24 protein-coding genes and 1 pseudogene are annotated in these 26041 nt (G+C 68.9%); 15 read left to right on the top strand and 10 right to left on the bottom strand.

The annotated features are described in order from the left end of the window. Positions 1-24: 24 nt before the first annotated feature. Genes ACHFIV_RS11810 through ACHFIV_RS11790 form a run of 5 tightly spaced genes read right to left on the bottom strand, consistent with a single transcriptional unit; the run spans position 25 to position 2907 of the window. Positions 25-981 carry an alpha/beta hydrolase fold domain-containing protein gene (locus ACHFIV_RS11810; protein WP_398966665.1) on the bottom strand — a complete coding sequence of 319 codons (957 nt, stop codon included), beginning with the start codon at positions 979-981 and terminating at the stop codon, positions 25-27. Positions 982-999: 18 nt separating this feature from the next. After that, positions 1000-1962, bottom strand: coding sequence for an amidohydrolase family protein (locus tag ACHFIV_RS11805; RefSeq protein ID WP_398966662.1), 963 nt, complete (start codon positions 1960-1962; stop codon positions 1000-1002). A gap of 10 nt (positions 1963-1972) precedes the next feature. Then, entirely contained in the window at positions 1973-2194 is a 222-nt protein-coding gene (locus ACHFIV_RS11800) for a DUF1427 family protein (protein ID WP_398966659.1), read from the bottom strand. Continuing rightward, positions 2191-2337 (bottom strand): DUF1427 family protein, encoded by a 147-nt coding sequence (locus ACHFIV_RS11795; protein WP_398966657.1) that lies wholly within the window; start codon positions 2335-2337, stop codon positions 2191-2193. Before ACHFIV_RS11795 ends, ACHFIV_RS11800 begins: the two co-directional genes overlap by 4 nt. A gap of 9 nt (positions 2338-2346) precedes the next feature. Beyond that, positions 2347-2907, bottom strand: a complete 561-nt coding sequence (locus ACHFIV_RS11790; protein ID WP_398966654.1) for a quercetin 2,3-dioxygenase — start codon at positions 2905-2907, stop codon at positions 2347-2349. A 168-nt stretch (positions 2908-3075) separates the two neighbouring features. Here ACHFIV_RS11790 and ACHFIV_RS11785 point away from each other — a divergent pair, with 168 nt between their 5' ends. Then, the gene (locus ACHFIV_RS11785; RefSeq protein ID WP_398966651.1) at positions 3076-3981 is read left to right on the top strand and encodes a helix-turn-helix transcriptional regulator; all 906 of its coding nucleotides are present in this window, start codon (positions 3076-3078) and stop codon (positions 3979-3981) included. A 433-nt stretch (positions 3982-4414) separates the two neighbouring features. On the opposite strand, the gene rpsN is transcribed toward ACHFIV_RS11785, so the two are convergent. After that, a complete protein-coding gene (gene rpsN, locus ACHFIV_RS11780; protein WP_398966647.1) occupies positions 4415-4720 on the bottom strand; it encodes a 30S ribosomal protein S14 in 306 nt (101 codons plus the stop codon). Continuing rightward, entirely contained in the window at positions 4720-4956 is a 237-nt protein-coding gene (rpmB, locus tag ACHFIV_RS11775) for a 50S ribosomal protein L28 (RefSeq protein WP_398966644.1), read from the bottom strand. The genes rpsN and rpmB overlap by 1 nt, the downstream gene beginning before the upstream one ends. 68 nt (positions 4957-5024) lie before the next feature. Here rpmB and rpmG point away from each other — a divergent pair, with 68 nt between their 5' ends. The 13 genes and pseudogenes from rpmG to ACHFIV_RS11710 all read left to right on the top strand — a co-directional run bounded on the left by rpmG (position 5025) and on the right by ACHFIV_RS11710 (position 17060). Then, complete coding sequence (rpmG, locus tag ACHFIV_RS11770; protein ID WP_398966641.1) at positions 5025-5189, top strand: 50S ribosomal protein L33; 165 nt, start codon at positions 5025-5027, stop codon at positions 5187-5189. Positions 5190-5241: 52 nt separating this feature from the next. Beyond that, the gene (locus ACHFIV_RS11765) at positions 5242-5496 is read left to right on the top strand and encodes a type B 50S ribosomal protein L31 (protein ID WP_398966639.1); all 255 of its coding nucleotides are present in this window, start codon (positions 5242-5244) and stop codon (positions 5494-5496) included. Then, on the top strand, positions 5496-6650 hold the full coding sequence (locus ACHFIV_RS11760; RefSeq protein WP_398966636.1) for a CobW family GTP-binding protein: 1155 nt from the start codon (positions 5496-5498) through the stop codon (positions 6648-6650). Before ACHFIV_RS11765 ends, ACHFIV_RS11760 begins: the two co-directional genes overlap by 1 nt. 42 nt (positions 6651-6692) lie before the next feature. Next, positions 6693-6935, top strand: a complete 243-nt coding sequence (gene rpsR, locus ACHFIV_RS11755) for a 30S ribosomal protein S18 (RefSeq protein WP_398966634.1) — start codon at positions 6693-6695, stop codon at positions 6933-6935. A 208-nt stretch (positions 6936-7143) separates the two neighbouring features. Then, the gene (locus ACHFIV_RS11750) at positions 7144-7446 is read left to right on the top strand and encodes a hypothetical protein (RefSeq protein ID WP_398966631.1); all 303 of its coding nucleotides are present in this window, start codon (positions 7144-7146) and stop codon (positions 7444-7446) included. A 1096-nt stretch (positions 7447-8542) separates the two neighbouring features. Next, positions 8543-8707, top strand: a complete 165-nt coding sequence (locus ACHFIV_RS11745) for a hypothetical protein (protein ID WP_398966628.1) — start codon at positions 8543-8545, stop codon at positions 8705-8707. 16 nt (positions 8708-8723) lie between these two features. Beyond that, positions 8724-9071 (top strand): DUF6221 family protein, encoded by a 348-nt coding sequence (locus tag ACHFIV_RS11740; protein WP_398966626.1) that lies wholly within the window; start codon positions 8724-8726, stop codon positions 9069-9071. Between the two features lie 39 nt (positions 9072-9110). Then, positions 9111-9896: a hypothetical protein gene (locus ACHFIV_RS11735; RefSeq protein WP_398966624.1), complete on the top strand. Its 786-nt coding sequence runs from the start codon at positions 9111-9113 to the stop codon at positions 9894-9896. Positions 9897-10223: 327 nt separating this feature from the next. Next, positions 10224-10676: a CU044_2847 family protein gene (locus tag ACHFIV_RS11730; RefSeq protein ID WP_398966697.1), complete on the top strand. Its 453-nt coding sequence runs from the start codon at positions 10224-10226 to the stop codon at positions 10674-10676. Further along, the gene (locus ACHFIV_RS11725) at positions 10669-12768 is read left to right on the top strand and encodes a VMAP-C domain-containing protein (protein ID WP_398966621.1); all 2100 of its coding nucleotides are present in this window, start codon (positions 10669-10671) and stop codon (positions 12766-12768) included. Before ACHFIV_RS11730 ends, ACHFIV_RS11725 begins: the two co-directional genes overlap by 8 nt. 57 nt (positions 12769-12825) lie before the next feature. Further along, complete coding sequence (locus ACHFIV_RS11720; RefSeq protein ID WP_398966619.1) at positions 12826-13830, top strand: MoxR family ATPase; 1005 nt, start codon at positions 12826-12828, stop codon at positions 13828-13830. Then, positions 13827-15311 (top strand): annotated as a pseudogene (locus ACHFIV_RS11715) (SAV_2336 N-terminal domain-related protein); the annotation flags it as partial. The gene ACHFIV_RS11720 and the pseudogene ACHFIV_RS11715, both read left to right, overlap by 4 nt. Positions 15312-16376: 1065 nt before the next feature. Then, on the top strand, positions 16377-17060 hold the full coding sequence (locus ACHFIV_RS11710) for a molybdopterin-dependent oxidoreductase (protein WP_398966695.1): 684 nt from the start codon (positions 16377-16379) through the stop codon (positions 17058-17060). 334 nt (positions 17061-17394) lie between these two features. Here ACHFIV_RS11710 and ACHFIV_RS11705 read toward each other — a convergent pair whose 3' ends face one another. Continuing rightward, a complete protein-coding gene (locus tag ACHFIV_RS11705; protein ID WP_398966616.1) occupies positions 17395-18087 on the bottom strand; it encodes a hypothetical protein in 693 nt (230 codons plus the stop codon). Beyond that, positions 18077-23953 (bottom strand): hypothetical protein, encoded by a 5877-nt coding sequence (locus ACHFIV_RS11700; RefSeq protein ID WP_398966613.1) that lies wholly within the window; start codon positions 23951-23953, stop codon positions 18077-18079. The genes ACHFIV_RS11705 and ACHFIV_RS11700 overlap by 11 nt, the downstream gene beginning before the upstream one ends. Positions 23954-23988: 35 nt before the next feature. Here ACHFIV_RS11700 and ACHFIV_RS11695 point away from each other — a divergent pair, with 35 nt between their 5' ends. Beyond that, positions 23989-24210 carry a LexA family protein gene (locus ACHFIV_RS11695; protein ID WP_398966611.1) on the top strand — a complete coding sequence of 74 codons (222 nt, stop codon included), beginning with the start codon at positions 23989-23991 and terminating at the stop codon, positions 24208-24210. Positions 24211-24631: 421 nt separating this feature from the next. Here ACHFIV_RS11695 and ACHFIV_RS11690 read toward each other — a convergent pair whose 3' ends face one another. Then, complete coding sequence (locus tag ACHFIV_RS11690; RefSeq protein WP_398966609.1) at positions 24632-25615, bottom strand: aldo/keto reductase; 984 nt, start codon at positions 25613-25615, stop codon at positions 24632-24634. Positions 25616-26041: the final 426 nt, after the last annotated feature.

The raw sequence follows: 26041 nt of genomic DNA, 5'->3' as shown, positions 1-26041 counted from the left end.
GACGATGCCAGACCTGCCCCCGGTCTACCGCACAGGCGGCGCCGGCCTGCGTCCCGGCGCGCCGTCGTCCCGGGCTCGTGAGGGCAGCCGGTCCGTGCAACGGCGGGCGAAGCCGAGCGTGCGGCTGAAGCAGTCCTCCACGCCCTCGTCGGACAGGCCCACCCAGAGGTGGTCACCGCCGGCCAGGACACGCAGGTCGGGACGACGGCCGGCCGCGCGCAGGGCCTCCGCGAGGCGAAGGGACTGCCGGACGGGGACCAGGGTGTCGTCGGCGCCGTGCAGTATGAGGAACGGTGGCGCGTGGGGCCCCGCATGAGCCACGGGGCTGGCGGCCCGCGCCAGGTCCGTCCTGCTCGCCGGGGCTCCACCGAGCAGCATGGCCTCGAAGGAGGAGGGGTCGTGGGCGTCGTACGTGCCCTCGGCACCGTCCTCGGCGAGTCCGGGCAGGTCTGTGGGCGCGTACCAGGTGACGCACCCCCTCACCGCACCGGCGGGCTGTGTCAGCGCGGTCAACGCCGCGAGGTGTCCACCGGCCGACTCCCCCCACAGCACCGTCCGTCCGGTGTCCAGGCCGAGCTCCTCGGCGCGGGTCCCGAGCCATTTGAGGAGGGCGGCCAGGTCGTCGGTCTGGGCCGGGTACGGTGCCTCGCCGCTGAGGCGGTAGTCGGCGCACGCGACGGCGAAGCCGGCCCGGGCGAAACGGGCGAAGGGGCCAGGCCGCCACCGGCGGAAACGCGGCCCCAGGTCGTCCCGCAGGCCGGTACGCCACCCGCCACCGTGGACGAAGACGACGACGGGGACGGGACCGGCGGTGTCCTCGGGCAGCCACAGGTCGACGGTGAGCGGACGGATGCCGTCCGGCACGGCGTAGACGGTCCCGCGCAGCAACAGCACACCGTCGGCCGGGCGGGCCATGTGGGGCAGGGGCAGGACCGCCGGGTCGGGCGGGGCCGGCAGCCGGAGGGGGAAGTGCGGGGTCACGGGCGGCGCTCCGTCGGTTCAGCGGGTCCGGGACAGCACCCGGCGGGCGTTGTCGGTGGTGAGCGCACGCCAGCTCGTCGAGCCCTCGGGGGCCGGCGCGGCGTCCAGCCCGGCGATGTGCGCCTCGACCCCGGCAGCCGGGGTCCAGCAGTGGTCGCTGCCGTACAGCAGGCGGTCGGTGCCGGCCAGGTTCACCAGTGCGGGGAGCTGTCGGGGCAGGGCCGGGCCGGCCAGGTCGTAGTGGAGGCGGCCGAGTTGTTCCACGGCGCCGGGTCCTCCGGCGCCGTCGGGCATGAACATCTTCATGAACCCGTCGATGCGGTCGGCCAGGACCGGCAGGGCGCCTCCGCAGTGCGGGACGATCACCGTGACGTCGCGATGGCGGTCCAGGGTGCCGGCCATGAGCAGGTCGGTGACGGTGCGGGCGGTGTCGAACACGAACTCGACCATCGGCCTGGGCCGTCCGAGGGCCGACTGCTCCCAGCACACGGGTGAGGTGGGGTGCAGGAAGACGACCGCGGCACGCCGGTCGAGTTCGGCCCAGACCGGCTCGAGGTCCGGGTTCCCGAGGTAGGTGCCGTGGGTGTTGGTCTCCAGGACCACCCCGTCGGCGTCCAGGGCGTCGTAGGCGTGAGCGATCTCCTCCAGCGCTCCGTCGACGTCCGGAAGGGGCAGCGAGGCGAACAGGCCGAACCGGCCCGGGTGCTCGCGGACGGTCTCGGCACCGGCCGTGTTGACCTCGCGGGCGAGGCGGGCGGCTGCGGCGTCGTCGCCGAAGTGGATGCCGGGCGAGGAGACCGACAGCATGGAGGTCCGGATCCCGCAGCGGTCCATCAGCTCCAGGTGCGCGGCAGCCGACCAGGTCGGCCAGCCGGGGACCCCGTCGGGGAACTGGTGCCCGGCCTCGCGGGCCTGACGGACGTAGGAGTCGGTGACGAAGTGCGCGTGGACGTCGATGTAGCCGGGAAGTTCGGTGGACACGGGCGTCTCCTCAACGGGTGGCGGGCGGGGCGGGGCGGCGGGTGAAACGGTCACGGACGACGAGGGCGGCGCGTTCGCCCAGCACCATGCCCGCGAGGCCGGTCAGCCCGGCGGGCGGAGGGGCGGGCGACATCACGTCGAGCGCCCGGTACACGGCGCCCATCAGCAGACCGGCGACGAAAGCGGGCACCGCACGGCGGAACAGCGCGCGGGCCGCGCGGTGGCCGCTCACCACGCCCCCGGCGCTGCCTGGCCGAGCAGCATGCCCAGCAGCCCGATCAGTGCGACCGGGGGCGGGGCGGGGGACTTGTGCCGCACCACCACGTACAGCACACCGACGAGCACTCCGGCCAGGAGCGCCTTGAGGTACGGCATCGGGTCTTCTCAGCTTCCGGCGCGCCACTTGTGGTCCGGCAGGAACGTGACGTCGTACTCCTGCGGCACGGTCCCGAACTTCCGCGGGTCGGGGACGTACGGCGTGCGGGGCAGTCCGTGTTCCTCCGTGGGTGTGCCCAGATTCTCGAAGAACCGCTCGAAGGTACCGCCGGGGCCGGCGGCCACTCCGACGATGCGGCTGTGGTGGCGTTCGATGCGGTAGGCGTGCGGGCAGTTCTTGGGCACGAAGCCGAAGTCGCCCGAGGTCAGGAGCTTCTCGTGCTGTTCCCCCTCCAGGTCCTCGACGAAGAGCCGCACGGCCCCGTCCGTGATGAAGAAGACCTCGTACGTGTCGGGATGGGAGTGCGCGGGGATGATGTCGCCCTTGGGTCCTTCGCAGGTGAAGAAGTTGAAGGTGTTCTCGGTCTGCTCACCGCCGGCGTAGACGGTGAACATGTCGGTGAAGAGGTGGGCGCGATCCCCCATGCCCTTCTCGATGAAGTACGGCTTTCCCGGTTGCGGCGGTATGTGGGAGCGCTCGCGGTACCGGGTGGCGAACTCGATCGTCATGGTGGTCCTTTCGCGGGAGGCGGGGCGCGCCACTTGGCCGGGCCGGGCGCTGACCGGCCCTCGGCTCGGGCGGTCCCGTCCCGCAGTCCCGGCCTGCCGGGACCCCGGCGGCGCCTGTTTCAAGCTAGCTCCGCCCGGGCCGGTGATCGCCTTACACTCGGCCACGCGATGAAGAGAAACGGACAACTCCCCGACGGCCGTCGGTCGGGCGCCATTCCGGCGGTGCGGTACCGGCCCTCGCCCGGGAGGCCGCCCGGCCTGGAGATCCTCGATCTGGCGGGGCTCGCCGCGCAGGGCGCGGAGCGGGACCTGCCCCTCACCTCGTCCGCACGTCCGGCGTTCCACCTTCTCGTAGCGGTGCGCGGCGGCCGGCTCGAGTGCTCGGTGGACTTCACCGCGTACCGCCTGGGAGCAGGCGACTGGTTGTGGGTGTGGCCCGGCCAGGTACTGCGGTTCCCCGAAGGGACCGGCGACGGTGACGCCACGGTGCTGGTCTTCCCGACGGGGTTTCCCACCACTGCCACGGACAGCCTCATCCGGCACGGCGAGCACCTCGCCTGCCGCCTCATCACACCCGACCCGCCGCGTCAGGACGCCCTGCTGCGCGTCCTGGACTGCCTGACCGAGGAGTACGACGGTCTCGGCGACCTGCGGCTCGAGGCGTACGTCGAGACGCTGCGCGACCTGCTGTCCGTGATCCTCATCCGCCTCGTCCACCTCGCCGACCCCCGGTGGCGCACGCGCTCCGGCAGCCGCGAACCGTTCCAGCGTTTCCGGCAGGCCGTCGAGGAGGGATTCCGTGAGACCCACCGGGTCGAGGACTACGCGGACCGGCTCGGCTACAGCCCCCGCACTCTCACCCGCGCCACCCGCGCGGCGCTCGGCTGCGGCGCGAAGCGCTTCATCGACGACCGGGTGCTGCTGGAGGCCAAGCGCCTGCTCATCCACACGTCGTTGCCGCCGGCCGTCATCGGCGAGCGCACCGGTTTCACCCACCCGACCACCTTCAGCGCCTTCTTCCGGCAGCACACCGGGATGACGCCCAGTGCGTTCCGGTCCGTGACGAGACGCTGACCGGCACGTCGGAGCGCATGCCGAACGTGCGTCACAACTCGACGGGGAGGGGCAGGGCGTCCGGGTCTCCGGGAGAGCGAGAATGACATGGCCACCTCCTGCGGTTCGGCGGAGCGAAAGCAGATCCTGCCGAAGGACCACGGCCGGGCACAGGAGAGGGCCGGCGCCGGGGAGGAGAAGCACGGCACCGGCCCCCGGCGCGCGCCCGGGGCTCCCGGTGCACCGTCCGGCGTTCCTCGAGGCTTACCAACTGCTACGACGAGGTGCCGGCTGAGCCGACGAAGGACTCGGACGAGCGCACCCGCCGTCCTGCGGAACACCGCGCACGCCCCGACGGTGCGTCATCGGCCGTGGCAGCACGCGGACCGGGAACAGTGACGGGTGGCGCCACGGCCCGCCGGCCGCACCACCACCCGCCATCGTAAGCGAGCGGTCACCAGGAGGACTTGGTCACTCCGGGAAGGAATCCGGCGTGCGCCTGTTCGCGCATCCGGACCCGGGACAGCCCGAACTTCCGCAGATGACCGCGTGGGCGGCCGTCCACGCTGTCCCGATTGCGCACCCGGGTGGCACTGGCATCGCGCGGCTGCCGACGCAGTTCCTCGACAGCAGCAAGCCGCTCGACCTCCGGCACACCGGGCCTGCGGATTGTTTCCTTCAACTCCGCACGACGGGCGGCGTACCGAGCGACGGTCGCCTTGCGCTTCTCGTTCTGGGCGATCTTGCTCTGCTTGGCCATCAGACCTTCACTCCCCTCGCCCGGATGCGGGCGACCGCAGCCTCGATGCCGATGGTGTCGATCACCTTGATCGCCCTGGCACTCAGCACGAGGCGCACATGCCGCCCTTCGCTGGGCAGCCAGTAGCGCTTGCGCTGGATGTTCGGGTCGAACCGGCGCGACGTGCGCCGGTGCGAGTGGGAGATCGTGTTGCCGAAGCCCGGCTGTGCGCCGGTCAGTTGGCAGTGGGCGGACACGAAGTTACCTGCCTCTCATCGAGTCGGTCCCATATTGAAAATGGAAACCATTGCCATATAGTAGCGGCATGGCTCGCAACGAACTACGCCCGATCACCAAGCTCCGCTCCACCGCGGGAACGGGCTACACCTACGTCACCCGCAAGAACCGGCGGAACAACCCCGACCGGCTGGTCCTGCGGAAGTTCGATCCGCTCGTCCGCCGCCACGTCGACTTCCGCGAAGAGCGCTGACACCTCGACTCCCCCGCTCGACACCCCCGCCCCTGACCACGAGGACACCACCATGAAGCCCGGAATCCACCCCTCCTACCGCCCCGTCGTCTTCCGCGACAAGGCCGCCGACTTCGCCTTCCTGACCCGCTCCACCTTGAGCAGCGACCGGACGGTCGAGTGGGAGGACGGCACCACCTACCCGGTCGTCGACGTGGAGATCTCCTCCGCGAGCCACCCCTTCTACACCGGCACCGCCCGCGTCCTGGACACCGCTGGACGCGTCGAACGCTTCGAGCGGCGCTACGGCCGCCGCGAGGGCCGGTGATGGAGGACAGGCGCATGCTCCCCGTCGTCATGGTCTGCGGACTGCACTCCGACGCCCGCCACGAGGTCGTGGAGGGGCTGCTCAGGGACATACCTCACAGCGTCGCTCTGCACCACGACCTCACGACGGCCGGGACGGGCACGGTGTACCGGACCGTGCGCGACACCTCCGGGACGCTCTCCAGCGGCGAGACCCCGCTGGTGAACGACTGCGCCTGCTGCGCCCTGCGCGAGGACCTGATGCCGGAGCTGGAGCGACTGGCGGCCGACGGGGTCACCCGGACGGCCGTCGTCGAGCTGTGGGACTCCGTGGAGCCCCAGGCCATGGCCGAGGTCGTCGCCGCACACGGCGATGGCCGGGTAGAGGTGACGAGCGTGATCACCGCCGTCGATCCTGCCCTCGTCCTGCCCTACCTCGCCAACGGCGACGACCTGGCCGAGGCGGGCCTGGCAGCCGCGGCCGCCGATCAGCGGACCGTCGGCGACACCTGGGCGCGACAACTGGAGTACGCCTCCGTGGTCGCCATCGTGGACACCGGCCAAGCGGACGAGGAAGACAGGGCGCTGATCGGACAGCTGCACCCGACGGCCCCTCAGGCGGCGGCCGGCTCGCAAGAGCTGGTGAGGCTGGCCCTCGTGGGGTTCGACGTGGAAGCGGCCGGCGCGGGACAGCATCCGGCCAGCGCGCTGCTGCCCCAGGAGGCCGAGGAGGCCGGCGTCAGCACTCTCGTGTGGCGCAAGCACCGGCCGTTCCACCCCGGGCGCCTGTACGACGCCCTGGAGGACCTGAGTTGCGCGGCCGCCCGCAGCCGCGGCCGGTTCTGGCTCGCCGACCGTCCCGACACACTCCTGTCCTGGGAGGCGGCGGGCGGCGCGCTCTGCGTCGAGAACAACGGTCCCTGGCTCGCATCCCTCCCGGACGCGGCCTGGGACATGATTCCGCCGGTACGACGGGCGGCCGCCGCACTGGACTGGCATCCCGAGCACGGCGACCGCTGCCAGCACCTGGTCTTCGTCTCCCCCGGCCTGGACCGCGACGGGCTGACCGCTCTACTCGATTCCTGCCTGCTGACCGACGCCGAGTACACAGCGGGCCGTGCGGCCTGGAAGGACCTGCCTGCCGCCTTCGACGAGTTCCTCGACCCGGTCCACTGACCGCTCGCGCCACCACACACCCAGCCCTCTGAGGAGAGATTCATGGCCCGACGCCAGGAACCCCGCAAACCCGCCAAGGACCGCCCGAACCCGCTCGACGCGGCGAAGATCACCTACATCGACTACAAGGACACCGATCTCCTGCGGAAGTTCATCTCCGACCGGGGCAAGATCCGCAGCCGCAGGGTCACCCGGATCAGCGCCCAGCAGCAGCGACAGGTGGCCGCAGCGATCAAGAACGCACGCGAGATGGCACTCCTTCCGTACGCCGGCTCCAGCAAGTGATCAACGGAAAGGAGGCGGTCGCCACGGAAAGTGACACTCGACATCTCCGAGTGCTGAACCGAAGCTGCGGCAGCGAGCCCGGAGGTGCCCGCACCCGGACGGGCTTACCCTGCGAGAAATGAGAGATATACCGGACTTGTCTTCCTCTTCTCTCCGGCGGGCGCGTTCGGTGTCTCCAGGACGGTGAACCGACGAAGGAGCCAGCGAGATGTCCACGACCAAGGCGCACCACCCCCATCCCGCACACGCGCACGCGCACGCGCCGGGATGCGGCCACGTGGCGATCCCGCACAACGACCACGTCGACTACGCGCACGACGGCCACCTGCACCGTGCCCACGAGGACCATGTGGACGAGTGCGCGAATCCGGCGCACTCGGTGCACGAAGGGCACGAGCACCGGCACGGACAGGACTGCGGTCACGTCGCCGTGCCGCACGAAGACCATGTCGACTACGTCCATGACGGCCATCGGCACGCCTCCCACGATGGGCATTGGGACGACCACTGACAGGTCACCGCCGTAGGCCGCCCGTCGGCACCGGCGGCATACGCGCGGATGGCAGGCGCCGGCGTGGAGTCCGCACCGGCGCCTGTCGCTGCCCCCGCCCCTGCATGGAGCAGACGTGGAGGCCGCTCGACCTGGACACAGTGCTTACGACGCTCGTCCCGCCGAGTTGATCCATCACGTGCGACGGCGTTGTCGGCCGGCGCGCCCTCGGCAGTCGAGCTGCCGCTGCCCCACTGACGCGTTGGTGCGTGACAGCGGGGGGCCGCGTGCCGGGCAAGTGGCATGATCCGGTTGTGGCGATCATGGTCAATCGGCCGGCGCCGGCGCCTCGGCTGATCACGGGGATCCCTCGGCGTCGGCTCGCTCGCCTGACGAGTTGGCCGCGCCGTGGCCGGCCGGTCTCGAAGGCAGCCGCCATGCCGCACGAGGTGGGGACAGGCAGCGGGCTGCGGGCGCCGGCGCCCGTCATCCGTCGGCTTCGTCGACCGGCTGGCGGCCACGCCGATCCGGTCAAGGACGCCGGTCCCCGAGTGGACCCCCAAAAATGATCAAGGGCCGGCCTCGGATCTCTCCGAAACCGGCCCTGACCTACGACTCTCACGAGTCGGGACGACAGGATTTGAACCTGCGACCCCTTGACCCCCAGGAGTGAGGGTCAAGGGTATTTTCTGGATATAGCGGAATTAATCCGGGCGCGAGTTGTGCGTGTAGGCATGCATCGTGCACCACCGCGCGTAGCGTGTGGTCCCCAACTGGTCCCCACGCGCTCCCTTCCCATTGTCCGGCCTACGCCTCGCGCGAGCACCTCAAGCTCCTTCGAGATCGCAACCCTCCGACCACCTACGTGGTCATCAGGGTGGCCCCGGGGCCGGGTCGTAGGGTTGAGGACCTCCGCTGCCGTTCCCATGTAACAGCCAAGAGTGTGCTCGCTCGGTCACGCAGCGGTCCGCGCCCAGCCGCGATCTCGGTTTTTGCTTCGACCCTCGAAGCCGGCGTCCCAGAGCACCCGTTCCCCTCGTCCTTCCTCGAACGATGCGGTGCCAGTAGAACCAGCTACTGTGGCGGCGCACCGGATTACTCGGGGAGGGTGACGGGGATGGCAGCCAGCAATAGGTACGGCGCCCTGTGCGCCGCCGAGTTGTGCGCGACCTATGTGCCGCCCGGTGGCGGCATTCTGGTCCGTGGCGAAATCGGCTGGCTTACCTATTGCCCCGACGACGACTGCCCTTGGGCCCCGCAGATTCTCGGCCCACCCCGATGAGCGTGACCATGAGCCGATGATCGCCTTCCTTCTTGCTCGCCTTGACGAGGAGGAGGGCACTACCGGAGCCGCAGGTATCACCCATTGGCGGCATTGGCCGACCCGTAGCCAGAGGGTCGTCGACGACCACGACGAGCTGGTTGTCGCCTGTCCGCTGCGGGATGTTGCCGATCAGATCGCCATCTGGGGGCCAATGTCAGCCGTGGCGAACATCGAAGCCCGCCGTATGGTGCTGGATCTGTACGAACAAGCCACACTGGGGCCCGCACGCGACGCCCTCCGTCAGGCGGTACAGGCGCTGGTGATGACCTACCGCGATCATGTGGACTACGACATCTCATGGACTCTGCGCCAACAGTTGTAGTCTCGCGCCCCGAGTCAGGTGGACCGTACAGTCGGGTAAGTGCGCTACGGAGAGAAGGCATTGCTGCCACGCCCTGGAACGTTCGCTGACGAGAAGGCCCTCGGTGCCTTCGTTCTGGGCAAGTTGGACCAGTGGTTCCACATTGAGGAGCAGGTGCCGGGATGCTATTGGACCGGCGAGGAAACCCGAATCGACGCCGTGCTGAAGCCGCGCGATGCGGACGGCTGGCACGATGCCGAGCCGGCCGTCGGCATCGAGTTCAAGAACCTGACTCCGGACACAGGCACCGGCGAACGCTACGGCTGGGTCGCACAGGCCGTCGGATACGCCCACTGCCAATGGCAGGGATACGACAGGCTCGGCATCTTCCTCTGCCCCTCCCCTCTCAGTTGGCTCCTGTCTCGCGCCAATCAGGTCGCCACCGCCCGTCAGCGACGGATCAGCCCTGAAGCACTCGAGGAGGAACGTCACCGAGTACGTGAGTACGGGCGCCGCTACGGCAAGGAGTACACCGACGCGTACGTGGACCGTGAGGCGCTGCTCGAACATCGACGCCGCCTCGCTGATCTGACTTACGAAGAGTTCACCGCTCGCGCCGACGGGTACGCGAACGCGGACGAACGAGAACGCGAGCATGACCTGCGGGTGGCCAAGGAACTGACCCACCTCCTCGGGCAGCTCAGTGTCGGAGAACTCATGCCCTACGAGGATAGCGGCTGGACACTGACGCGGTCCGGGGTGCGGCTGTGGAGCGAGCGCGAGGGCGTGGCCAAGGTCCCGTACAAGCTGCGTCCGCGCATAGGTTCGCAGCGAGACAGACACTGAAGCCGGCCGGGGCATGGCGGCGCACTCAACGGACTCCCGAAAGACCCTCGCCGAGAACGTGACGGGAAGCTCGACAGCATTCAGCACCCTCGGCTGTGCCCGCGCCGCGGCCGCAAGTTGCGGGTGGCCGCTCCGGGCATTCGGTCGGCCCATTCAGCGCTGGTCGCCATGGTATGAGGCGCCCCGCATCGACCCGCCCAGTCCGGGATTCTCACCCCACTGGCAGTACAGCGGCCCTCGCGCGGGACCTCCGTCAGGAGAAGACCGTGAACAGGCCCGCGCGTCGGTGCCGGGAAGTAACCTGAACAACTCAGGTGTGCGTCTGTGATGTTGTGGCCCGAGCAAGGTGCGGACGGCACGGAGATCGGCGACGGGAGCGGCGGAGCTGTGGCGTACCGGGTACGGGAAGTGGAGATCGGTGGGGAGACTGTCCTCGCCCGAGTGGAGACGCTCGACCCGGACGAGGTGGATCTGCGCAAGCGGATCACCGAGTACGGCGAGGAGGAGGAGGTCACAGCCCTCGACACCCTGATGGAACGGGTCGACAGCGTCCAGCGGGTGATCCGGTCGGTCGGCACCTCCGTGCTCGAAGCCGCCCGCGAGGCCGCCCACCCCGACGAGGTGAGCGTCTCGTTCGGTGTCGAGCTGGCGGCCAAGTCCGGCAAGGCGGTCGCGTTCCTCGCCGACGGCGAGGCCAAGGCCGCTCTCAACGTCACGCTCACCTGGCGGCCCGGCGACCGGAACGACGGCACGACTGCCGGTGCGCAGGGGAATGCCTGACCAGATTCCGCGCCTGGACCGGCTGGCCAGGGCGGCAACGGCGGCGATCGGTGCACAGGACGGCACGCACTGGGGGTCCGCCGGGCTGATCGCACCCGGCTGGGCGCTGACCGCGGCCCACGTGGTCCGGGCTGCGGGAGAAGCCCCATACACCGTGACCCTGTGGAACGGCCGCTCGATCTCGGCGAGGACCGGCTATCTGCTGTCCGGGGTGCCCGACAGCGGCCCCGTCCCCGCAGAGTCGGACATCGCTCTTGTACGCCTGCTGGAGGACGGCACCGATCACGCCTGTGTCTGGCTCAGCGACCGCGGCGACCCGCCCTCGCTCGAGGTACGGGCCTACGGCTGGTACGTCGCCGGCGGCAAGCGCGGCAAGGAACTGCTCGACTGGAACGGCGTCTGCGTGGTCGCCGGGAACGACGGTCCCTACAGCTTCCGCCTCGGCCCGCAGACGGAGATTCCGAAAGGGTCTTCCGGAGGGCCGATCATCGACCTCTCACAGGGCGCCCTGGTCGGCCTGACCAAAGCCAGCAGACGCACATCCGAGGGCGACATCAAGGACGGCGGCCGGGCGGTGCGCAGCACTCTACTGCGGGAGTTCGTCAGCCCCGTCGTCGTGGACCCCGACCATGCCCTCGGGCCGGACCCGTACCACGCCCTGGTCTGCGCCCATGACCGGTGGCACGCCGAGAGCGACCTCCGCGACGGATGGACGGACGTCCAAGGCGAGCTGCCAGGCAACGGTCTGCCGGACAGCACCACCTCCTGGTCGCCGGGCGACCGGCTGGAGCTGTTTGAGCTGCTGGCCGCTCTCCCGGCGCCCGACGACCCGACGCTGGTGCGGAGCCTACTGCGCGTGGTGTTCCACCACCGCGCGAAGTTCCCGGCGACCTCAGCCCTCCGGCACTGGCGGGACGGGCACGGCGAGATCCACCAGTACCGGATGCAGTTCACGATCGAGGCCCTGCCTTATCTGCGGTACGCCAAGCTCGTCGCCCTCGCCGTCGCATCGACGCCGGGCGCGGTGTCTGTGGCGGCCGACCTGGACCGCTGGGTGGGACGCCGCATGCGCCGCCTGGGCTTGGAGGCCGACGTCAGCGTGGGCGAGGTCACCCTGCCCGGGCTGGTCGACGGAGACATCACCGTGCGGGGCGGGACGAACGCGACGGGGATCCTTGTCCACCCCGGCGGGCATGCCCAGGACCCGCCGCTCGCCGCAGAGCCCGTACAGGTCGGCATCCTCGACGCCCGGCCGGGCGACGGCCCCAGCGTGCTGCTGGAGCTCGAACCTGCCCTGTGGTCGCCCTCGGTCGCCTTCCACTGGCGGCTGCGGGTCCTCGACCCAGAGCAGGACGACGACGCGGTCGTCGACGCCGACGAGAACGGCGACGGGGTCCCGCCGGACGACCTGCCGCTCCGGCTCCAGCGCCCGCTGGCCCGGCTCTTCCTCCAGCTGGACACCCCCGAACGCCACGCCCCGCTGGAGGTCGTCCTTCCGCCCGAGCACTTCGACCTCGCCGTACAGCACTGGCTGCCGCAGGCCGCCGTCACAGACCTGGACCTTTCGGACCCCGCCTGCTGGCCGCTGGGCGTACGCCGGCAAGTCGTCGTGCGGGACGCGTCCCGCCGTGGCGGCGTCGACCCCCTGTGGGAGATGCGGTGGAAGGACACGGCCGTGGCCACGCCACTGCGTGCCCTGCCGACGCCGCAGCCCGGTCGGCTGCTGCGCCGCGCCGCTCTCGCCGGTGCCGGGCCCGACCAAGTCCCGGTGGTCTGCCGGCCGGCCGCCGATGCCACCGGCCGCGAGGTCCTGCGCATGGCTCTGGAGAGCGGACACGGCGTCTTCCTGTGGAACGCCGGGCCCCACCCTCCGGACGGATGTGACGAGCGTTGCCACAGCTTCAGCGGCAACGCCGCCCGGCTGCTGGCGGACGCCGGCTCCGCGGCCGAGCTGCCCGAGCGGCTGCGCGTCCTGCGTGAGCGGATCCACCGCCGCGATCCGCACGCCTACTGGGCCAAGCCCCTGGCCCTGATGTACGACGACGCCGACCGGCCCCTCGCCGAGCCCGCAGGTGTTCTCGACGCACCCTGACCCTCGCCCGCACTCCGCCGCCCCCGCACCCCGCTTTCAGCGCACCGAAGGAGTTCCGTGAACAGCGACTGGTTCATCTACCAGGGCGTGAGCGAACCGCACGACGGCATCAGCCGGTTGCCCCCGCCACCCCCCTGGCGCACGTTCGACGGTGAGCTCGCGGGGTCACCGCCAGCCCCCCCGCTCGACAGCGCCTCCACCCGTCGGCTCGGTACCTCCCGGGGCCGGTTCGCCGTCCGTGGCCCGCTGGACGAACTCGAACTGATCAACGCGGCCCTGTATCTGCGCCGCCCGCTGCTGATCACCGGCGACCCCGGCACCGGCAAAAGCACGCTCGCCCACTCGATCGCCCACGAGCTGAAACTCGGCCGCGTGCTGCAGTGGCCCATCGTCAGCCGAAGCACGCTGCGCGACGGGCTCTACCAATACGACGCCATCGGCCGGCTCCAAGAGTCCCAGCTGCCCGGCACCACCGACACCGGCATCGGCCGCTATCTGCGGCTCGGACCACTCGGCACCGCGCTCCTGCCTTCAGAGAGGCCCCGCGTGGTGCTGATCGATGAACTCGACAAGGGTGATGTCGACCTGCCCAACGACCTTCTCAACGTGCTGGAGGAGGGGGAATTCGCCATCCCGGAGCTGGAGCGCGCTCGTCGGGAGAACGAAGGCGGGACGGTCTCCGTACTCACCCACGACGGGTTGTCCGCGACGGTCGTGGACGGGCGCGTGCGCTGCCGTGAGTTCCCCGTGGTGGTGATGACCAGCAACGACGAACGCGACTTCCCCGCCCCGCTGCTGCGCCGCTGCATCCACCTCGACATGCGCACACCGAAGGCCGACCGGCTCGCAGCGATGGTCCAGGCACACTTCGGCAGCGCGTCCGCGGAGGAGAACGAGGACATCATCGAGCGGTTCATCTCCGCGTCGCCCGGCGGGCTGCGCGCCGCCGATCAGCTCCTGAACGCGATCTATCTGACGCAATACAGCGCCCAGGAGGATCCTGTGGGGCGCGAGCGCCTCGCGGACCTGCTGATGCGTCCGTTGGGACCGGGCCGGCCATGAGTACGGAGCCGGGAACGCCCGGAGGCGCGCGGCCGGGGGAAAAGGCTACACAGCCCCCGGGCCAGGACACCGCACCGGCCCGCCCACCGCTGGAGGAGCTGGTGCGCAGGCTCACCGGCGCGGGCCTGTCCACGGCCCCTGACACGGTCGCGGACGCTCTGTGGCTGGCCCGGTTCGTCACGCCTTCCCCCGCGGGGCCCGGAGACGCCGGAACGGAGGCACCGCCCCCTGCGCCCGGGAACGCGCACGCCGCGTCCGTCGACGCCCCGCCGCCCCTGCCCGACCTCAGTGCCGGCCCGGAGGACGAATACTTGGTGCGTGTGCGGGCGCAGGCCGGCCAAGCCACCGCCCCGGTCGGCGTCCAGCTACCGGGCGGCACCGCGTTGCCGGATACCCAGCCGCTGCGCCGCGCCCTGCGCCCGCTCCGGCACTACAGCCCGCCAACGTGGGCGTCCTCCGATCCCGCGCTCGACGAGGCCGCCACAGCCGAACTCGCCGCCGAGACCGGCTTCCTGCTGCCAGTACTGGAGAATCGGGGCCGGCCCGTGGCACGTCTCCAGCTCCTCATGGACGGCTCCACCTCGATGGCGCCCTGGCACCAGCTACTGCGCGAACTCCGGCTTGCCTGCGGACGTTCAGGCGCCTTCCACGACATCGCCGTGCACTACCTGCACGAACTCCCCCGCACTGGGACGGTCGTGGTCTCCGGCTCCCCCCGCCCGGACTCCGTGTCCAACCCAGCCACCGGACTCCGCGACCCAGCAAGGCGGACGATCACCCTGGTCCTCTCCGACTGCACGGGCCCGCTCTGGCGCAGCGGCCGCATGCAGCGCGACCTCCACCGGTGGACGCAGGCCGCACCCGTCGCCGTACTCCAGCCGCTGCCGCAACGCATGTGGTCACGCACCCACCTGCCGCCGGTCCCGGGCACCCTGCGGCGGAAGGAACGCAGTGCCCGCTGGGACTTCCGCGCCCACGGCCAGGAGCCGCCCGATCCGAAGTCGAACGCACTCGCCGTCCCAGTCCTCTCGCCGACGCCTTCGGCGCTCGGGGCCTGGTCCCGCGTGCTGGCCGGCACTACCCCGGTCGTCAGAGGAGCCGCCGCCTGGGTGCTTCCCCGCCACCTGGCCTCCCGTGCACCAAGAGCCGCCACGGCCGTGAGCGACCCCGCACGCCTCCTGCGCGCCTTCTTCAAGGCCGCCTCGCCCGACGCCGTCCGGCTCGCTCACTACCTGGCGACCGCCCCCCTCATCCTTCCAGTCATGCGCCTCGTGCAGCGAGTGATGCTGCCCCACACCGGTCCCTCCGAGCTGGCGGAGGTGCTGCTCAGCGGCCTCCTCGTACGCCGTCCCGAGGCATCAGCCGACATCGACGACATCTTCTTCGACTTCCAGGACGGTGTGCGGGATCAACTGCTTCTTAGGGTCGACCGCGGCGAGGCCGCCCTCGTCCTGCGCGAGGTCTCGCACTACGTGGAGCGCCAGTTCGGCCGTGGCACCCGGAACGTCCCGGCGCTCGCCGCGACCTACCTCGACGGCACCACCGGACATATGAACGACGCGACGGAAGCCGGCAAGGGATACGCGCACCCCGCCGAGCAGGCGTTCGCCCACGTGGCAAGCCAGGTGCTCCGGCGCTTCTACCCGACCGCGAGCGATTCGCCCCGCCCTGCGTCGGCGGAGTCTGCCGGACCCGTCCGGCTGCTCCACGCCGAGTGGTTCGCCCACTTCCGGCGCGCTGACCGCCATCTGCACCGTTACGACGAGGACGGTGCCGTACGCGATCTGGAGGAGGCCATCCGCCTGCTGCGCGTGCTGCGGGAGAGCCCGTGCGACAACACACGGTCGACGTGGCTGTGCGGGCTCCTCTCCGGCGCGTTGCTGCGCCGCTGGCGGGCCCTCGGCATGCCGGAGGATCTGACCGACGCAGTGGAGACGGCCTACGAGGGGGCCCGGCTGCGGGACCTGAAACGCCCCGTCGTGCCTGGCGACTTCGTCACCACCGGCGCCCTGGGCGACGCGCTCGTCGCATTGGCGGGCGAGCACGACCGGACGGAGGACTGGGCGCGACTCGTCCCCCCGGAGCTGCTGGAGGACTCGCCCGGGCATCTCGGCCCGTCCTGGGCGGTGTACGGGCTGCTGACGCGGGCGCTGGACGCTTACGGAGTCGTGGCGGGCCATCCTGATCAGGAGGCCCACTCGGGCCACGCCGAGCGCAGGGCCGCCACGATGGTGCTGGCGGCCGACGCGCTGGCCCGGATTCCCACCGGGGAGGCAGGGGACGACAACACTCTCGCCGTCGACTATGAGGGCTGTCTCGCCAGCGCCCTGGCTCTGCTCGAAAACGGACCCTCCAAGGATGCGGCCCTCCTGGCGACGACCGCAATGAAGTTGGCCCGTTACTTCAACGGGCAGGGACCGCTCGCCCGCGCCGAACGGCCCGACCTGGCGGAGGGACACGCCCGCAAGGCCGCCTCGGCACTGGCCGAGCTGCTGGAGGACCAGACCGAGCGGCTGGGCCCCGATCACCACGACACCCTCGTCACCCTGCGCAGGCTCTCCTTCTGGCAGCGGTGGACCAGGGACAGTGACCGGCCGCGCGGGGCGCAGGGCCCGCCCCCCACCCGTACCCGCGACGACGAGCCCCTTCCGCCCGGACAGCGTTCGGTGGCGGGCTGGCCCGCGCGCCACTACGGCCCCGTCCCGAAGTTCAAGCCGGAGCGGTGGGAGTTCCGCATCTTCGGGGCCACGGCCTCCGGCGACAAGTACACCTGGAGCTTCGAGGAGTTCACCGAGCTGCCGCTGACGACAGTCGTGGCCGACCTGCACTGCGTCTCCGGGAAGACCGTCCCGGACAACGAATGGTCGGGGGTGGCCACGTCGACCCTGCTGGCGCTCGCCCCTCCTGCGCCGGACGTCACCCACGTCATGGTCTGGGCTGAATACGGCTTCGGCGCCAATCTCCGCCTACACGAATTCGCCTCCAACCAATCGCTCCTGGCGCGGTTCCGCAATCGAGAGGCCCTGACACTGGAGCACGGATTCCCGGTCCGGCTAGTGGTACCCCCGCTGTACGGCTGGAAGGGCCCCAAATGGGTCCGGGGCATCGAGTACATGACGCGTGACCGCCGGGGGTTCTGGGAAGAGCGCGGCTACCACAACATCGGCGAGGTCCGGCGCGAGCAGCGCTACAGCTATCAGGAGGAGCCGGGTGAAGGGCCGCCCCTGTAAGGGCGCCTCACACCACCGCCAGCACCGCGTTCCCCCGCTTTCCTCTCCGGTGTAGCCGGCGGCACGCTCTGGCCGTGGGTGACCACCTGGAGACCCAGTATTGCCACACCGCACACCGGCGCCCGCGAGTGTGAGCTGGAGCCGCAGCTCCTATACGCGTACCGTGCCGCGTCCGCTGGTTCGACCCCACGACCGGCGCCAAACCATGCCGACTTCCGGCGGCCTCGTCAGCAAGGGGACAAAGGGCAAGCGGGCCCGCCAGGTCCCGGCTGAGGCCCACGAGGAAAACGAAACCAGCCCCAAGCTGAAGGTGATGAAGCACTGTCACGCGCTCTCACGCAGGCGCGCCGGGCTCCCCCCCTGACGACGTCTCGGACAGATGTGCCTCAAGAACCCGGCGGACTTCTGCCAGCTGCGTCTCGGCACGCAGAAGAGTAGTGATCAGCTTCGAGTGCCCGGTTCCCACAGCCGGTTCGACGTCGGCGTCACCGGCGTACGTTGCGAGGGTGCGTGCCAGCTCAAGGACGGCGTCCCGCGCCGCTCGTTGTTCGTCCTCTTCGAGATGCTCCGAAAGCTTGAGCCACTTCGCCTCCTTGTCTGCGGCTTCCCTTTCGGCAAATACGACGATCTCACGTACTACGCGGCGGACGGCATCCTCAAGGACCAGTGCGTTCCGAAGCAGCGGTACGGCGACCATGTCGTCCTGACCGGGCTCATGCCCAGACGGGAACATCCGGTAGAAGCCCCAGGGGTCTTGGGGCTCGCTCAGCCGTTCCAGTGCTCTGAACACGGGCTCGAACGCGTCGAGCGGCGGATTGGGCATGAGGAGTGCCGACCGGTGTTTCCAGAGCTCGAGGACGGCGGCCACCGTTTCACGTCGTATGTCGTCGGCCTCCCCCTCAGGGGCACTCTCCGCACGCATGATCAAGTCGCTGATGTGATGTGCCATCCATCGGCCCAGAACATCGTGATCCGAGAGGCTAGCCGCGATTTCTTTGCCCAGTTCGAGGGTCTGCTCAAAGCTCACCGCATCCTCCGGAGTCATCGAAGAGGTAAATCTTGTAGGACCTTTCGCGCGGGGGAAGGGATTCGTCATCGTCTTGGTCACACCTCACCGAAAAGGGTTGACTGTGGTCTTTGTGAGTACGGTCGATCATCACTTCGACGATCATGCTGCGACCGGTCAGGGAAAGGAGTTCCTGAAGGGCATCACATCGGATTTCCAGCCGCTGTCCCTCAGTTCCCGTCACTCGGTCCGAACTGGTCGCGGCCGTGTCGTCCCAGACGGCGCTACGAAGGGCGGCGCCATCGGCACGAGTCCATTCGCGCATATCTGCATCCGGCTCCAGCCCTAGCAGACCGACGAATTCGTCTGCGGGCCGATACGGCGGGTACCTGACCCCAGCAGCGAGCGGGTCTCTGTTGTCCTGACCTTCGCGGCCGTCCGGGACGACAATCCAACCGGTCAGCTGGAATCCTTGGGCATCGAACTGGTAGTCGCCGTCGTCGGCGTCCGGGATGCGATACGCCATGTACGAAGGGGCGGTCTGCAGGGCGAGTGCGAGCGCCCTGGCCTTTTCGGGATTGACCAGAGCGCTGCGGATCAGGACTTGTTGCGCGGCCTCGTAGCTCGTGTCGTCGGAGCTTTCCCAGACCGTGACCCATCCATCACTCGCCAGGAGATGCTCGCTGAAGTGCCGGCTGTTCAACTGCCAGATCCAGTCTGGCTTTGGCGAGTCGTATAGCCCCCCGAAGATGCTCTGCGGCGAGGGGTCCCGCCGGTCGGCAAGCCATCTGCCGTCGCCGCGCGTGAGACGGAAGTCACTGAGCCAGTCATGGAACAAGTCGGTGTCCGCCTCGCTATCCCGGTACACGGGATTCGTCTTCAGCAACTCCCCGGCGACGGTCCACAAGGCATGGGTGGAGAGATAGAAGTCCAGATCGTCCGCGTCCGGCCAGGCCGTACGGTGGGCGAAGGTGCTTCCTTCCCTGTACAGCTTCAGGGTGTGGCGCGGGTCGTCCTCGTGGGCGCCACGGTACGAGAGCTGCCAGGTGGCCGTGATGGTGTGCCCGACGAGTCGCAGGACCGTCTCCTCGGATATGCCGACAGCTTCCCCGAGCGGCTTGCACCAGCGATCGCTGAAGTCCCAGAAGAAATGGAAATCGCTCGGTTCGAGTGCGAAGGGGCCTCCCTCATCCGTCTCATTCAGTGCTCTTGCCCTGCGTTTCGCCCATGACTGACTGATAACCCTTTTTGGGCTGTTGATCGCGCGCACGATGTCGAGTTCGTCAGCTGTCAGACTCCCGAAGCCGGAAGCGACCAGGGCGAGGCAGATCACTTTCGCGCTTTCCTGCATAACGACATGCGGTCCATCGTCGAAGATCGCCTTCCGCAGCAGCGGCTCGAATTCTGCGAGTCCCTGGTGCGTTGCTGTGTTCTGAGCGGCACGCGCGAGGGCGAAGAGCAGCCATTGGAGGGCGTGTCGGCCATAGAAGGGCAGACGGGCGTCGTGGAACGGGGTCACGTCGAGAGTGCCCAGCGCGAAGCGCTGCAGCGCGTCGAGTTCTTCTTTGCAGCCGAGTTCGACGAGGAGTCGGACGCAGTGCGCGGCCCGCCACCTTGCATCGTGCTCGGGGTCGCCGAGGACCGCCCACAGATAGCCTGCGAGGCATTCCGCGGTCTTTGCCGGTTTGGCGGGAAGATCGGTGAACACGCCGTCGGCTGAGTCCTCGGGGGCGAGGCCGGCAAGCATGGTCCCGAAGTCGTCCAGGACGACCTGCGCCTGTGCACCCGTGAGACGTGGAGCGATCCGGGCTGCCAGGTGGTGGCACTCCTCGGCGAGGAACGTAGCAGGCTGGGAACCGAGTTCCCGAAGTGCGGTTCCGAGCAAATCCGCATCAGGCATGCTGGCCAGGTCGGCGAGGCTCTGTAGGTCGATCGACTCGTAGCCCCTGGTCGTCAGCTCCCGGCTGAACCGCTTGACGACTGTGGCCGCAACATGACGCAGCTGCTGGCGTGCGGCCAGGGGAAGCAAACGCAGATCGGTCAACTTCTTGATCAGATGTGTGTAGTCGAAGGTGCTGAGGTGGGGATTGGAGTGAAACGCGGCGAGCATGTCGTCAAGTTCACGCAGGGGCAAAGCGACCGCTCGGTCGATGACCTGCTCCATATGCAGCAGGCGATCCGACCCTCGGACTAGTTGGCGGGCCCTCTCGAAGCCCTCGTCGGTGGAGAGGTCACACGCTCCGAGGGCGTCCTCCAACCGTCGCAGACGCGCCGCTCGCTCCTCGTCCTCCTCGCCTCGAGTCCATCGGGGAGAGCTGTAGCCGGATGACTCCGGGAACGCGAGGTGGCGGGATCCAACGGAGAACAACGTTCCGGAAAGGTCAATGCTCAATTCGCTGGCGGTCTCGTCAAGCCGTTCGAAGGTTTCCCTGCCGAAGCGATGTGCCCGCAAGAACTCGCCCAGCGTCCCTGCTATGCGCTCCCCTTCACTGGGAGCCTCGCGCATGGCCTGTTCGACAAGGCGGAGGACGCTGACCCGGTGCTCGCCGAACGGCACCATCGCCAGAGCAGTAACCGCGGGCGGAGCGAGCGGGCCCGCTTCTTCGTCGAGCAGTGCCTGGATGAACGGACCTTCAGAACACAAGCCGCGGTCACGCCAGCGGGAAGCAACGGTTGTCGCGGTCGTAGGGCTCAAGTGGCCCATGGCGCTCAGGACCGTGGAGTGGTCCATTCCGTCCCCTAGATAGGGCTGAAGGCTTTCAGCGAGCTGGGCAACGCGATACGCCCGGCGATCGTCCTCGTGATTTCCCTCGGAGGCACGGCGGGCGACGGCAAGGAAGGCCCGCCACAGCACGTGTACGTCGTCGCCCACTCGGTCGGTCAGATCGATCGCCCGGGTGAAGTAGGCGTGAGCCTCGCTTGTGTCGAATCGTTGGACGGCGCGAGCGAGTTTAACCATCTGCTCCGCCTTGTACTCAGCACTGTCCTGGGTGGTATCGAGCGACGCAGCGACGGCCTCCGCGAGTTCGACGGCGATGTGCTGCAGTTCGTCGGCGGGGGCCGCTGCTCGAACGGCGTCGATCAGGACTTCGTCTGCAATGTGCCTCTGCGTGGCCCGGAACCAGTCAAGCAGGAGCTGACGCGTCACCTCGGACGAGCCGAAGGCGAGAATCCGGACCCCGAGTCGCGCGACACCTCGATAGAGGACGTACGGCAACTCATGTCCGCCCTGCTTCCCCGGTATGGCGGCCACGAGATCTCTGAATCGACCTTCTGTGTCGCCGGAAGCTCCGACTAGGCAGTCCATCCACAGGCCGGCCCAGGCACCGAGGGGCACGACGCTCTTCTCGTGGTCGTTCAATGCGCTCGAGTACGTATGGGGATGCTGCCGCGCTTCCAGGACGTCGTCGCCCGCGATCACGTCTACATCGAAGGGCTGCCTCCGGATCTTCGACAGCAGCGCGAAGCCACACAGCAATGCGAGTGTGTCGCTGTTATGGCCGTAGCGGCTCCCTGCGCCCCGGCCCAGGTCGTCAGGGAGATTGAGACGCAGGATCCGTTCGGCCTCCGCGTCCGACAGCACGCCATGGCGCAGCCCCATGGCGATAATCCAACCAACCGCCGGAAGCGCCTTGTTCTCCTCCGGAAGGCCCGGATGCCGACGAAAGGAGACAGGTCTGCGTTGGCGCTTCAGCATTCTCACCAGGCGCCGCGCAAGCGGTTCCTGGCAGTCGAAGTTAGCCTGGCAGGCGGCGTAGGCGACGGCGAACTGGAGGTACTTCAAGCGCGTGGCTGCGTGGCCGAGGCCCTCCAGTTCCTCGGTACGGCCCGAGTCGGCAAGCCGGGTGGTGATGGTCACTCCGGCTTCGAAGCCCACCCGATTGGGGCGCCAACGGGCCAGGTATTCGGCGCATGCCTCCACGCCGTCGGTGTTGAGGAGCCCGAAGGCGACTTCAGCGATGTCCGTCGCGGTGACGCGGTGGCGGTGCGGATCGTCGTCGTCAGGCTCCCGCACCCACGCCTTGAGCCATTCCGCCGCGCTGCGCAGACGACTGCGGGCGAAGTCGGTCTGGCCTGCGGCGAATGAGAGCAGGGCACCTTCGAAGTGAAGGTTGGAGCCCGGCCAGTCCGCGGCAAGGCTGCGGTTCGCGACTATGTCTTCGACCGTGCTGGCGTCCAGGAACGCGCCCGCCAGATCGGTATTGCACCTCAGCAGATGAAGCCGGCGGGAGTGGCCGGCGGCCAGGCTTCCAGCCTTGACGGCCAGCCGGGCCGCCTCCCACTCCTTTCCCACGCGCAGTGTGGCCTTCAGGGCGAACTGGGCCCGCTGCTGAGCGATCTCCCGTTGCTCCAGATCGTCGCCCTCGGGGAGGGCTCCGTCGGTCATGGCCAGCTCGACCAGGGTGTCGACCCGCCCGGCCTCCCACAACAGTTGAGGCAGAGAGGCCGCCACATACGGTTCGCCTGCGGCGAGCGGCGTCAGGCGGTCGATGAAGTCGATCAGGGACTGGCCGGTCGGACGATACCTCGTTCGAAACCAGGTCTCGGTCGGCTCGTCACGGAACTGCAAGGTGTCACCATCGACGAGCAGCGGGCGTCCGAGATCGGCTGCGAAGCTGTGGATGAGCGCGGCCGGCACCCCGCACAGCTCGGTCAGAACCCCTACGGGGATCCTCGGCCGGAGTGCGGCCATGGCCTCGCACAGGCGGTCGATCTCCGCACTCAGGTGATGGTTGGCGTCCTTACAGTGGTCCACCACGCTCTGCAGGAGTTCGTCGAACAAGGAAACGTCGGGCTGTCTCGCCTCCCCGAGGGAGGCGAGACAGGAGGCGAGGTCCGATGCCGTACTGAGAACGAGGGCCTGGATCCGGGGGTTGCCGCCGGTGCGACGGTGGAACTCGGCGGCCTGCGCCTCCGTGACCGCGCCGAACACCGATTCCAGATGCTTCCTGGATTCGGTGACGCCGAACCCCGCGAGCTCGATTCTGTGGACACCAGGCGGCGGTTCCAGCAGACCGACGCGTTCAGTACGGCACAACATAACGAGTCGCACGTTGTCAGGCAGGGTCTCCCGCAACAGGTCTGCGACGAAGGTGCGCTCACCACCGTCTCTCGCGATGAGAGCCGCGTTGTCGGCCGCGTCCACAACAAGAACCAGGAGCGCTCCGGCGGCAGAGGCCGCGATGGCCTCTGCCGCGCCCCTCACTCTGACCATGAACGCCTTCGCGTAGTCGGCCGGCTGGGCCGTACCGGCTGGAATCAGCGGATCGCACAGAGCATGCGCAGCAAGCTCGTTGGCCAGCTGGACCAAACCTTGTTGATGCTGATGGCGAGGTGAGCTGGAGCGCCGGTAACCACCGTTCCCGAAGCAGTCGTAGACGAGGGTGACGGATCCGGCCGGCAAGCTCCGTTCGATCTGCGTGGTGAGCACGGACTTCCCGACGCCGCCGGCCGCGTGGACAATGACCGGCCGCTGGGTGGACCCCACGATGTCGTCGGCGATCGCGCGAGTCTGCGGAATCACGATGACGCGCCCGGGCCGGTCAATGAGGTTGGGAGCAGGCAGAACGCGCTCCGGGGGGACCCCGAGAGCGGTAAGCACGGTGGAGCGGTCGACGACGTGATTCGTCTCGAGCGAAGTCGCCCGTCTCGCAATCATCTCCTTCAGCAGAAGGGGATGCACATCGGGGGCGCCGGGCAGAAATCCGGCCAGATCCAGCCGGAACAGCCTTTCGAGCAGTAGTAGACCCGGAGCCGTGGGATCCACCTGCAGCCGATTGAAGAACTCGGCTTCGCCGTCCGCGTCCTCGGAGAACCCCGCATACTGCTTGAGGAATTTTGAGGTACGAGGAATGGCCGGGCCTCGGCAGCCCGGATGGAACTCCAAAGGTCCGCCCGCGCCGCGGAGCAGGGCAGACCGGCATGACCGGTGACGCTCCCCTCAGAGTACGGCAGGAGTTCATCCTCCAGGCGATCAACGCCGCGATAGCCGAGAGTGGTGAGGCGCCCAGCCTCCGCCAAGTCGCCGAGCGGGTCGGCCTCACCAGTGCCAGCTCGGTCCACTATCAACTGGGCCGGCTGGAAGAGCGGGGTCCATTCCGTCGCATATCTCGCCGCTGGCGTTCGTGTCAGCTCTTGACCTGAAGTGCCAACCTTCGTGACCGCGATCGGAATACTGACCACCCTCGTCGAGTCAGGTAGCCCATATCGGGCTTCGCGGCCGAAAGCGCGCGAGTCCGTGGGTTCTTGGACGTAGTGGTGCTTCAACCCTGCTGCTGGTGGCGACTGGGGCAGAGCGTGCGCGCGAGTTCGCCGCTCAGACAACTGACAGTCTGCACCCGTAGCCACGCTTCGAGTTCTTTAGGGCTGCGCCTGCGACCGGGGAGCGGGACTGAGCACGAGAATGACCCACTGACCGGGGTGACCGGCTCGCAGCGGATGGTCAGTCCGAGGCTGTTGGACTTTCTGAGTCGGATGTGTTTGGACAGCACGGGTTGTTCCCGGGCCGTTTCCTGCTGTGCTGGGGTGCCGTGGAGCGTCGGGGTGCCCGGTGCGGGAGGGGAAGTCACCAGGCGTAGGACTGGGGGGCTTCTCCGGGGCCGGGCCAGATGTCGTCCAGGCGGCGGATCGTGTCGTTGTCGAGGTGGACGGAGAGCGCCCCGAGGGTGGAGTGGAGCTGCTCGACGGTGAAGGGGCCGGTGACGGTGGTGGAGAGCACGGGGCGGTGAAGGAGCCAGGCAACGGCCACGTGGGCTGGGGGGCGGCCGAGGTCGCGGCAGAGCGCTTCGAAGGCTTCCAGCTGCGGGCGGAGCCGGGCGACGCGCTCGTCGGCCGACGGACTGGCCGGCAGGGTGGGCTGGATGCCGGTGAGCAGTCCGGCGTGGAGGGGGCTGTACGCGATGAGGCCGATGCCGAGGTGGCGGAGGGCGGGGATGAGTTCTTGTTCCGTGGCTCGTACGGCGAGGTTGTACAGGCTCTGTTCGGAGGTCAGGCCCAGGAAGTGCCGGGCGGCGGCGGCGCTCTGGGCCAGGGCGACGTCCCAGCCGGCGAAGTTGCTGCTCCCGACGTAGCTGATCTTCCCTTCGTGGACGAGTTGTTCCATGGCCTGCCAGATCTCTTCCCAAGGGGTGGCTCGGTCGATGTGGTGCATCTGGTAGAGATCGATGTGGTCGGTGTTCAAGCGGCGCAGGCTCGCTTCGCAGGCGCGCTTGATGTGGTAGGCCGACAGGCGGCGGTCGTTGGGGCCTTCTCCCATGGGTTGGTAGACCTTGGTTGCCAGGACGATCTCATCGCGGCGTCCGGTGTTCCAGAGCCAGCGGCCGATGGTCTCCTCCGAGTGGCCGTAGCCCTGGGCCATGTTGGGTGACTGCGGCCCGCCGTAGACGTCCGCGGTGTCGAAGTAGTTAATTCCCGCCTCGCGTGCGGCGTCCATGATCGCGAAGCTGTCCGTTTCGTCGATCGTGTGGCCGAAGTCCATCGTGCCCAGCCCGATACGGCTGACCAACAGTCCGGAGCGGCCCAGGTGCGCGTACTGCATGTCGTAACTCATGGGCGGGAAAGTCCTTCTCTGGTAAAGGGGGCAGGGCGTGCCCCTAGAAGGTGGTGATAGGCGGACCTGTCAAAGGAGGGCGGGTGCGAGGCAGGATGCTGAAGGAGGTGAAGGCCGTGTGCCCCAGGACGCCCGCCAAGTGGAAAACATGGCCGCTCGAGGATGTTCGCTGTCGCGGCGTGCGAAGGATGACTCGAGGCCGTGCTGCCCTTCTGCACCCGTGGCGGGCGGGCGACTGGACCCTGGAGAGGCCGCCGCGCGGGATGTGTGAGGGGGACATTCGATCATCCTGCCGTAGCGGTAGTCCCGGCCGGCAGGGCTCTGTCGAAGGAGATCGGCTGAAGGGCCGGTTCCTTCGGGGGGCGGCCGGTGCTGCCGGGGCGAAGGTTCGCGCAGAGTGTCCCGGCGTCGTGCCCTGCACCGGGT

The sequence above is a fragment of the Streptomyces sp. ALB3 genome (assembly GCF_044385685.1).
Classification (GTDB): domain Bacteria; phylum Actinomycetota; class Actinomycetes; order Streptomycetales; family Streptomycetaceae; genus Streptomyces.
This window is presented reverse-complemented; position numbering and strand designations above follow the sequence as displayed.

Coding starts and splice junctions, on each gene's coding strand:
- rpmG (WP_398966641.1), top strand. CDS start 5,025: ATGGCTCGCAACGAACTACGCCCGATCACCAAGCTCCGCTCCACCGCG.
- ACHFIV_RS11690 (WP_398966609.1), bottom strand. CDS start 25,615: ATGAGTTACGACATGCAGTACGCGCACCTGGGCCGCTCCGGACTGTTG.
- ACHFIV_RS11695 (WP_398966611.1), top strand. CDS start 23,989: ATGACCGGTGACGCTCCCCTCAGAGTACGGCAGGAGTTCATCCTCCAG.
- ACHFIV_RS11750 (WP_398966631.1), top strand. CDS start 7,144: ATGTCCACGACCAAGGCGCACCACCCCCATCCCGCACACGCGCACGCG.
- ACHFIV_RS11790 (WP_398966654.1), bottom strand. CDS start 2,907: ATGACGATCGAGTTCGCCACCCGGTACCGCGAGCGCTCCCACATACCG.
- ACHFIV_RS11740 (WP_398966626.1), top strand. CDS start 8,724: ATGATCGCCTTCCTTCTTGCTCGCCTTGACGAGGAGGAGGGCACTACC.
- ACHFIV_RS11725 (WP_398966621.1), top strand. CDS start 10,669: ATGCCTGACCAGATTCCGCGCCTGGACCGGCTGGCCAGGGCGGCAACG.
- ACHFIV_RS11785 (WP_398966651.1), top strand. CDS start 3,076: ATGAAGAGAAACGGACAACTCCCCGACGGCCGTCGGTCGGGCGCCATT.
- ACHFIV_RS11760 (WP_398966636.1), top strand. CDS start 5,496: ATGGAGGACAGGCGCATGCTCCCCGTCGTCATGGTCTGCGGACTGCAC.
- rpsR (WP_398966634.1), top strand. CDS start 6,693: ATGGCCCGACGCCAGGAACCCCGCAAACCCGCCAAGGACCGCCCGAAC.
- rpsN (WP_398966647.1), bottom strand. CDS start 4,720: ATGGCCAAGCAGAGCAAGATCGCCCAGAACGAGAAGCGCAAGGCGACC.
- ACHFIV_RS11745 (WP_398966628.1), top strand. CDS start 8,543: ATGGCAGCCAGCAATAGGTACGGCGCCCTGTGCGCCGCCGAGTTGTGC.
- ACHFIV_RS11765 (WP_398966639.1), top strand. CDS start 5,242: ATGAAGCCCGGAATCCACCCCTCCTACCGCCCCGTCGTCTTCCGCGAC.
- ACHFIV_RS11730 (WP_398966697.1), top strand. CDS start 10,224: ATGTTGTGGCCCGAGCAAGGTGCGGACGGCACGGAGATCGGCGACGGG.
- ACHFIV_RS11795 (WP_398966657.1), bottom strand. CDS start 2,337: ATGCCGTACCTCAAGGCGCTCCTGGCCGGAGTGCTCGTCGGTGTGCTG.